The 7,730-nt window shown below is 69.9% G+C and carries 8 protein-coding genes and 1 pseudogene; 5 read left to right on the top strand and 4 right to left on the bottom strand.

The window, feature by feature from the left end:
- Window positions 1-294: 294 nt before the first annotated feature.
- Together AB0D44_RS29425 and sigK are read right to left on the bottom strand one after the other, a co-directional pair.
- On the bottom strand, window positions 295-1,044 hold the full coding sequence (locus tag AB0D44_RS29425) for an anti-sigma factor (RefSeq protein ID WP_362596432.1): 750 nt from the start codon (window positions 1,042-1,044) through the stop codon (window positions 295-297).
- Window positions 1,041-1,565 carry an ECF RNA polymerase sigma factor SigK gene (sigK, locus tag AB0D44_RS29430; RefSeq protein WP_362596449.1) on the bottom strand — a complete coding sequence of 175 codons (525 nt, stop codon included), beginning with the start codon at window positions 1,563-1,565 and terminating at the stop codon, window positions 1,041-1,043. Before sigK ends, AB0D44_RS29425 begins: the two co-directional genes overlap by 4 nt.
- A 447-nt stretch (window positions 1,566-2,012) precedes the next feature.
- Between sigK and AB0D44_RS29435 the strand changes: the two genes are divergently transcribed.
- A complete protein-coding gene (locus tag AB0D44_RS29435; RefSeq protein WP_362596434.1) occupies window positions 2,013-2,252 on the top strand; it encodes a chaplin in 240 nt (79 codons plus the stop codon).
- A gap of 185 nt (window positions 2,253-2,437) precedes the next feature.
- On the opposite strand, the gene AB0D44_RS29440 is transcribed toward AB0D44_RS29435, so the two are convergent.
- Together AB0D44_RS29440 and AB0D44_RS29445 are read right to left on the bottom strand one after the other, a co-directional pair.
- Window positions 2,438-2,854, bottom strand: coding sequence for an ATP-binding protein (locus AB0D44_RS29440; RefSeq protein WP_362596436.1), 417 nt, complete (start codon window positions 2,852-2,854; stop codon window positions 2,438-2,440).
- Between the two features lie 105 nt (window positions 2,855-2,959).
- Window positions 2,960-3,358, bottom strand: a complete 399-nt coding sequence (locus tag AB0D44_RS29445; RefSeq protein ID WP_362596438.1) for a hypothetical protein — start codon at window positions 3,356-3,358, stop codon at window positions 2,960-2,962.
- Between the two features lie 298 nt (window positions 3,359-3,656).
- Here AB0D44_RS29445 and AB0D44_RS29450 point away from each other — a divergent pair, with 298 nt between their 5' ends.
- From AB0D44_RS29450 to AB0D44_RS29465, 4 genes and pseudogenes are all read left to right on the top strand, one after another.
- Entirely contained in the window at window positions 3,657-3,956 is a 300-nt protein-coding gene (locus tag AB0D44_RS29450) for a hypothetical protein (protein ID WP_362596440.1), read from the top strand.
- A 348-nt stretch (window positions 3,957-4,304) separates the two neighbouring features.
- Window positions 4,305-4,625: pseudogene (locus AB0D44_RS29455) on the top strand (MMPL family transporter); the annotation flags it as partial.
- A gap of 161 nt (window positions 4,626-4,786) precedes the next feature.
- Window positions 4,787-6,370 (top strand): molybdopterin-dependent oxidoreductase, encoded by a 1,584-nt coding sequence (locus tag AB0D44_RS29460; protein ID WP_362596442.1) that lies wholly within the window; start codon window positions 4,787-4,789, stop codon window positions 6,368-6,370.
- A gap of 92 nt (window positions 6,371-6,462) precedes the next feature.
- On the top strand, window positions 6,463-7,113 hold the full coding sequence (locus AB0D44_RS29465; protein ID WP_362596443.1) for a fasciclin domain-containing protein: 651 nt from the start codon (window positions 6,463-6,465) through the stop codon (window positions 7,111-7,113).
- Window positions 7,114-7,730 lie beyond the last annotated feature (617 nt).

Raw genomic sequence — 7,730 nt, forward strand, 5'->3', positions numbered from 1 at the left:
GCGGACTGATGCACGACGGCTCCGGCGGCCTGGAGCTGGGCCAGGCCGTCGTAGCAGTAGGAGCACAGTTGTGCCGTGCACACCGGGGTGTCGTCGCCGGGGTGGAACGCGAGGACGGGCTGACCACGTTGCTCGCACAGGGTGTCATCGCTGTGCGGCAACGTGTCGCCGTCCAGGTGCCCGCCGGGCAGGTGGAAGTCGCCGACGATGTGCCCGGTCTTCGGGGGGCGGCCCTGAGGGACCTCGACTGGCTGATCGGCGCAGGCGCCTGGCGGTGGGGAGGTGGGCGCCCGGTCAGGCGGGAAGGGGCATCAACAGTAGAGGCTTGGTGGTGGGCTGGGGGGAGCCTCCGGCGGGTTCGAGGGTGAGTCCGACGGCGCCCGCGTCGGTGGGGTTACCGGTCAGGACGACGGTGCCGTCGTCATGGATGAGTCCGGCCGGGCGCATGGTGCCGTCGTGGTCCAGCCACAGCTGGTAGGTCTTGCCCGGTGCGGGTGCGGGCAGGTTGGCGGCGGTGAAGACGGCCTTGTTCTGCCGGTCGGAGGCGACGACGGTGGTCAAGGCGCCGTTGGCCGCCCGTCCGTGGACGGTGCGCGCATCCGGGGCCGCCAGAACGGCGCTGACCACATCGAGTTTCTGCTGGGCCTGGCGGGCCTGCTGCTTGTAATCCTGTCCGTTCTGCGTCTGCCACACCGCGATGCCGCCCAGGGCGGCGGCTGCAACGCTTGCGGCCAACGCCAGGGGCACGGCCCTGCGGCGCAGCATGCCGCCGGGGGCGGGTTTGGTGGCGGGGACGGGGGTGCGCGGCGGAAGCTGGCGTACGTCGTCGATGGCGGCCATGACCTGCGCTTTGGCTGCCGCGGGCGGTGGCTGGGAAACGGCTGCCGCCAGGCGGGCCGCGGTCGCCTCGAACTCTGCTACCTCCTGCTGGCAGGTTTCGCAGGCTTGAAGGTGAGCCTCGAAGACCTTGCGTTCGCCGTCCTCGAGTGCACCGAGAGCGTAGGCGGCCGCGAGGGTATGGGCGTCGGTGGCGTGGTGTTTCATGTGGTCACCCCCATGCAGTCGCGGAGCCGGATCAGCCCGTCGCGCATGCGTGTCTTGATGGTCGGAAGCGGTGTGCGCAGGGCTTCGGCGACTTCACGGTAGGTCAGCCCCTGGTAGTAGGCCAGCGTCACGGCCTGGCGCTGGATTTCGGTCAGGCCGCGCAGGCAGCGGCGGACCTGCTCGGACTCCAGGCGGGTCTCGACCTGTTCGGCGACCTCGTCGAAGGCGGTGGTGTGCTCGCGCGCGGCCTGGGCGTGCTCGCGGTCGGCGGCGGCCTGGGCGGAGCGGACCCGGTCCACGGCCCGCCGGTGGGCGATCGTCGCCGCCCAGGCGGTAACGGAGCCGGCGTCGGCGCGGTAGCGGGCGGCCTGACGCCACAGGTCGATCATGACCTCCTGCGAGACCTCCTCTGACTGGGCCCGGTCGCGGACGACTTTGACCACGATCCCGAAGACCAAGGGCGCGAGGGCGTCGTAGAGGGCCGAGAAGGCCTGTTTGTCACCGTGGGCAACCTTTTGCATGACGTCGCTCAAGTCGCTGCGGGCGAGGTCGGCGGAGCGGCCGGTGTTGAAGGGGATCGGTTGGTTCACCTGCGGCGCTCCGGCCGTGGTGAGGAGGCGAAGAGGCGGCCTGGGGCGGCCGTCGGGGGGCGGGGCGTCCATCGCATGCCGGTCCTTGAGTCTCGTCTGTGCGGGGCCGGACCGCCCCCACGGGACTGTCCGGCCTTTGGAAACCTGTGCGTGTGTCGATGGTTCTTCGTAGCGGACCGCACCGCGGATGGGAGCCTCTTCGTCAGCCGCACCGTCCGGGGTTAGCCCTTTGGAGGGAAGGTGGCGGAATGTGCCAAGCCGGTCGGGGAGCGGCCGCGAAGAGGGCGTGTGAGGGAGCTCAAAAGGTGTTCACGAGGCTTCCCCACCGGCCGCGCGGGACCTCCGTGCGGCCGCGCATCCTCACCGGAGGTAAGAGACATGGTTCGTGTGCGACGAGGTCTGGTCGTGGCCCTGGCGGCCGGCGCGGTCGTGGTGGCGGGCGCGTCGGCCGCTTCAGCCGACGCGGGCGGGCAGGGTGTTGCCGCGTACTCGCCGGGGGTGGGCTCGGGCAACCTCATCCAGGTACCGATCCACATCCCGGTCAACGCGTGCGGCAATACGGTCAGCGTCATCGGTCTGCTGAACCCATCCTTCGGCAACACCTGCATCAACGCCTGACCACACCCCGCGGGAAGAGCCCCGGTCCGCCACCGTCACGACGGGGAGGCGCGGACCGGTGACCTGACCCAGCACGGGACGCACAGCGCTCCGGGGGACGCGTTGCGTGTGCGCCCGAGCCGGGCGGGTCGGCTGCGGGTGGCTGTCGGCACAGCCACCCGCAGTACCTCCGCCCACTGTGCGGCCTACCAGGTGAGGACTGCGATGACCTGCTTGCCGATGCCTGAGCGGCTGACGAAGAGGTCCGCGCCGAGCTCGCGGACGATCCTCAGTCCGCGGCCGCCGGTCTGGGCCCGCTGCCGACCGCCATCTCTGTGGTGCTCGGCCAGGTCTGCGGAGCCGTCGCTGACCGCGACACCGGCCCGCCCCTCTTCCAGGCTGACCGTGAGCGCGTAGGGTCCCTTCGCGTGCAGGACCGCGTTGGTGACCAGTTCGGAGACGATCAGTACGAGGTCCTCGGCGATCGCGCGCGGGCAGCAGGCCTGCTCCAGGGCCAGCAGTCCTGCCACGGTCCGTCGTGCGTGCCGGGCAGCCTGTGCGCCCGGCGGGAGCGGGATGTGCAGCGTGGCCGGACACCCGCGCGACGCGATGGCGGTATCCATGATCATTCCCTACAGGTTGGCGGCATCCGCATGCGGAGACCGGGGTGGAGGGAAACGGGAGTGGGGTCCCGGTGGTCCCGGAACCCCACGACGGCCGGCCGGCGGTCACCACTTGGAGTGGCAGTTCCAGTGGCCGGGAACCCAGTGGCTGACGTAGTGGCCGGGCACCCAGTGCTGCTTCCAGGAGCCCTTGCCCCACCAACCGTCATGCCACTTCCCGTGGTGGTCCCGGTACCCGTTGTGCCAGGTGCCCTGGTGCCACTTCCATGCGAAGTGGCTCTTGACCCACTTCTTGCCCCAGTGGCCCTCCACCCAGCTGCACCGCTCATGACGGTCCCACCGGTCGTGCCGGTGGTCCCGGTCGCCGGTGACCGTCGAGGTCACCGCGGACGGTGCCGGCGTCGCGTTCGCCATGGTGGAGACGCCCAGCACGGACGCGCCGGCCATCAGCCCGGCCGAGGCCGCGCCGGCAACCAGCCGTCGCACGAGCAGAGATGTGGTCATCGCACTCACCTCCTCCCACTGCTTGGTCGCTTTGCTTCACGGCCTCTCTCCTTTCGAGGCCCTATGCGCATGATTCGGGACGAACCCGCTGCCGGATTGCGTGAGCCTCTGGCCCGGCCGTTCGGGTGATCTCCAGGGCTCCCGCCCATCCCGGTCCCTGTGCCGTGCCGACTCGCAGGAGGACAGCAACCCATGCGTCCGCGCTCTGCTGCCGGCCGGAACCCGGCCAGTGGCAGCGTCGGCAACACAGAGGGATGGCCTCGTATTGAGGCTCAACCGTGCACGGTCACTGGTCGTAGTGCTGCTGCGGCTGGCTCTGACTGTCACCACCGGCCCCTTCACTGTCCGTTTCGGTGAGGTGACGCAGGCCGGCCACATGGTGCAGCTGCCTGCAGGGGCGGAGTCCGGCGAGGCGGCACGGACGTTCAATCCGGCCGCCGCCGACCAGCCACTGCCCCTTGGAGTGCTCTGGACCCCGCGCACCGAGAGCGAACGGATCACCCGGCGCAGCGGAAGGCAGCCGGTCAGGTCACCGGTCGCCTTTCCGCTCCTGGACCCGCCGTCACACCTGTCCTCGCCGGCGACGGCCGGGCCCTGATCTCGGTGATCCGCGCTGGCCCCGACGATCTGCCCGCCCAGCTCGCCGCCATCCGGCAGGCGGCTTCCTCCGTCGCGGGCACGAGCGTGCACCTGGCCGGGCCCGCGGCCGCCCGAGTCGACCTCGACGGCGCCTTCGAGAAGACCGACGGCGCTCTGCTGGTCGTAGCTGTCGGTGGAGGCGCTGGGACCGGCCGCGGCCATCGCCATGACGTGCTGCGCCGCGGTGTCACTGACCTTCCTGCCGGCCGTTTGCTGCCGGGCGTTGCCTGGCGGCCGTTCTCCTCCTGTGCGCCCGACGCGCACTACGGCCCCACCCCGCTGTCGGCGGGGACGGCTGGGGCTGTCTGTGTTCTCCTTCGTCTTCCTCGTCGCGCTCGGGGTGGACTACAACATCTGCCTCGTCCACCGGATCCGCAGCGAAGCAATCCGGCTCGGCACCCCGGCGGGGGTACGGCAGGGGCTGGCGAGTACCGGCGGCGTCATCAGCGCCGCCGGATTCATCCTGGCCGCCACCTTCGCCGCGCTGGCGGTCATGCCCCTGCTCTACCTGGCACAGATCGGGGGCATCGTCGCCATCGGTGTCCTCGTCGACACCCTTCTGGTACGCCTGTTCCTCGTCCCCGCGCTCATTCAGAACCTCGGACACCGCACCTGGTGGCCGGCTCGCCTGACAGGCGACCGCACCCCTGGACATGACCCAGTCCGCCCCATTGCGCATCCGGTGACCAGGGCCGCATCGAGGCGGCCACCACCGCGCCGTGAAGGCAACACGGGCAAACGCTTCACTCTTTTGGGTGTGGGACCAATCCGCCGGGCGGGTGCTGCCGAATGACGGGTGTGAGCAGCTTCCGCAGCACCCCCTCCCGCGCCGCCGTGGGCGCCCTAGCCGGACTTCTGGCCGCGTTCACGGCGCTCGCCGTGGCCGAGCTGGTCGCCGGGCTGGTGCGGCCCGCAGCCGGGCCGGTGACCGTCGTGGGCGGCGCGGTGATCGACCGGACGCCCGCCGCGGTGAAGGACTTCGCGATCCGCACGTTCGGAGAGAACGACAAGACCGTCTTGCAGCTCGGGATCCTTTCCGTCCTCGTGCTGTGCGCCATCGGCCTGGGCATGCTGAGCCTGTGCCACCGGCGGACCGGCGCAGCTGGCGTGCTTCTGTTCGGCATCGCCGGTGCGGCCGCGGCTTGGAGTCGGCCCGACTCCTCCGGAATCGGTGACGCCCTTCCCTCGATCGCCGGAGCCATCGCCGGCGCGGTCATCCTTTACCTCCTGGCGGACAAGGCATCCGCGCCCGTTCCTGCGGGCGGCGAAAGTGACGGCTCGGGGTGGAGCAGGAGGGGGTTCTTGACCGCTGCCGCCGTGACCGCCGGTGCTGCCGCGTCAGCAGGTGCACTCGGCCGGTTTCTCGTCGGCCGGCGAGGTCAGGGCGCGGTGGCTTCCCGCAGCGCCCTCGTCCTTCCCCAGCCAGCCTCACCGGCCCCTGCCGTCCCGGCGGGCGCTCAGTTGAAGGTGCCGGGCATCAGCCCTTTTACGACACCGAACCGGGACTTCTACCGTGTCGACACCGCGCTCGTCGTTCCCCAGGTCGATGCGGGCACATGGCGGCTGCGGATCCACGGCAAAGGTGTCGCCCGGCCCCGTTTCCACACCCTCGACCAGCTGCTCGCCCGCCCCCTCATCGAACGCGACATCACCCTCACCTGCGTGTCCAACGAGGTCGGCGGACCCTACATCGGCAACGGCCGCTGGCTAGGCGTCCCCCTTGCCGAGCTCCTGCGGGAGGCCGGCGTCCGGCCTCCCTCGAAGGGCGGAAAAGCCGATCAGCTGGTAGCCCGCTCCGTGGACGGCATGACCCTCGGCTCCCCGGTCGAGGACCTCATGGACGGCCGCGATGCCATCCTCGCCGTCGGCATGAACGGTGAGCCCCTGCCCTTCGACCACGGCTTCCCGGTCCGCATGCTCGTCCCCGGCCTCTACGGTTACGTGTCCGCCTGCAAGTGGATCGAAGACATCGAGCTGACCACGTTCGACGCCTACGACCCGTACTGGGTCAAGCGCGACTGGGCCCGCAAGGCGCCGATCAAGACGCAGGCCCGCATCGACACCCCCAAGCCCTTCGCCCGCCCCGCCGCCGGCCCCGTCATGATCGCCGGTGTCGCCTGGGCTCAGCACCGCGGCATCACCCGCGTAGAGGTCCGGATCGACGACGGGCCGTGGCAGGACGCCGACCTCGCCGAGCAGGACACCGTCGACACCTGGCGCCAGTGGGCCTACCGCTGGAACCCCGCCCCGGGCGGATACACCATCACCGTCCGCGCCACCGACGGCACCGGAGCGGTGCAGACCGAAGACCGCACTCGGACCATCCCCGACGGAGCCAGCGGCTGGCACAGCGTCTTCGTCACCATCCCCTAGACCACCGGACCGCCCGCCCAGGGCCGGATCCGGCAGCGCAACCAGCAGCCATCTCAAACCCCTGAAAACCAATCCCCAAGGAGCAACCGATCATGAACAGCATGAAGATCCGCCGTACCGCGATCGCCGTCGCCGCAGCCGCCCTGCTGCCCTTCTCCCTGGCCGCGTGCTCCGACTCCGGCAGTGACACCAAGGCCGCCCCCACCGCGGTCGCCGGCGATGAGGCCAATACCGGCGCCAGCACCCCGGCAGGCAACACGATGACCGGCGACAAGCCCTTCGGCCCCGCCTGCGCCGGCGTCCCCAAGGACGGCGCGGGCTCCTTCGACGGCATGGCCAAGGACCCGGTCGCCACCGCCGCGTCCAACAACCCGGCCCTGTCCACTCTGGTCGCCGCCGTCAAGCAGGCCGGCCTCGTCGACACCCTCAACAACGCCAAGGACATCACCGTCTTCGCCCCCACCAACGGCGCCTTCGCCAAGATCCCGAAGGCCGACCTCGACAAGGTCCTCGCCGACAAGGAGCAGCTCACCAAGATCCTCACCTACCACGTCGTCGGCCAGAAGCTCACCCCCGGGCAGCTGGAGAACGGCAGCTTCGAGACCCTGCAGAAGGGCATGGTCACCACCACCGGCTCCGGAGAGGCCTACAAGGTCAACGACAGCTCGAACGTGGTCTGCGGCAACGTCAAGACCGCCAACGCCAACGTCTACATCGTCGACACCGTCCTGATGCCGAAGTAGCACCGCTCATCCCGGGGCGGGAACGGCCGGTGGCCCCGCCTCCTTCCGAACGGGAAGGAGGCGGGGCCACCGTCATGACCACAGTCCCTCGGGCCAGGCCGTCGACGGTCTCGCCCTGCTGGACGGAGGTGTCCCAGCGAGGAGGTCGAGGGGTCGACGGTCACCGGGTACTTCGTCGCGGGGTCCGCGAGGAATCCCGCGTCCGGCGTGATGACGAGGTCGACGCCGTCCTTGGACTTGAAGCTGGCCGTGATGAGGTGCTCGGGCGCCTCAAAGAAGGCGCCCAAAGCGCCGAGTCGAAGTCCGTGACAACTCTTTCACGCTGGAGAGACGTCCATGGGTGAGGGTGAGTGAGTGCCGAGAGCAGCGAATTGCAGAAAACTGCCTCTTTCGCTCAACATCCAAGGGCTGTCCCGTAACTGATCTTTGGCAGCACGAGAGTGGCCGGCCGGTATCGCATCCCAGGTTCCCCGTGGGGGCACTGGCCTCAGTTCACCCCTGCGACCGCACGACATAACAGCGGCTAGGGCGTGTCCGCAATGTCGATCGGTCGTTACTCCGTTCGTGGTGCGACGTCATGAACTGACCGATCAGGCATGGGAAATCATCGGACCGCT

It is taken from the genome of Streptomyces sp. NPDC048349 (assembly GCF_040651925.1).
Classification (GTDB): Bacteria; Actinomycetota; Actinomycetes; order Streptomycetales; family Streptomycetaceae; genus Streptomyces.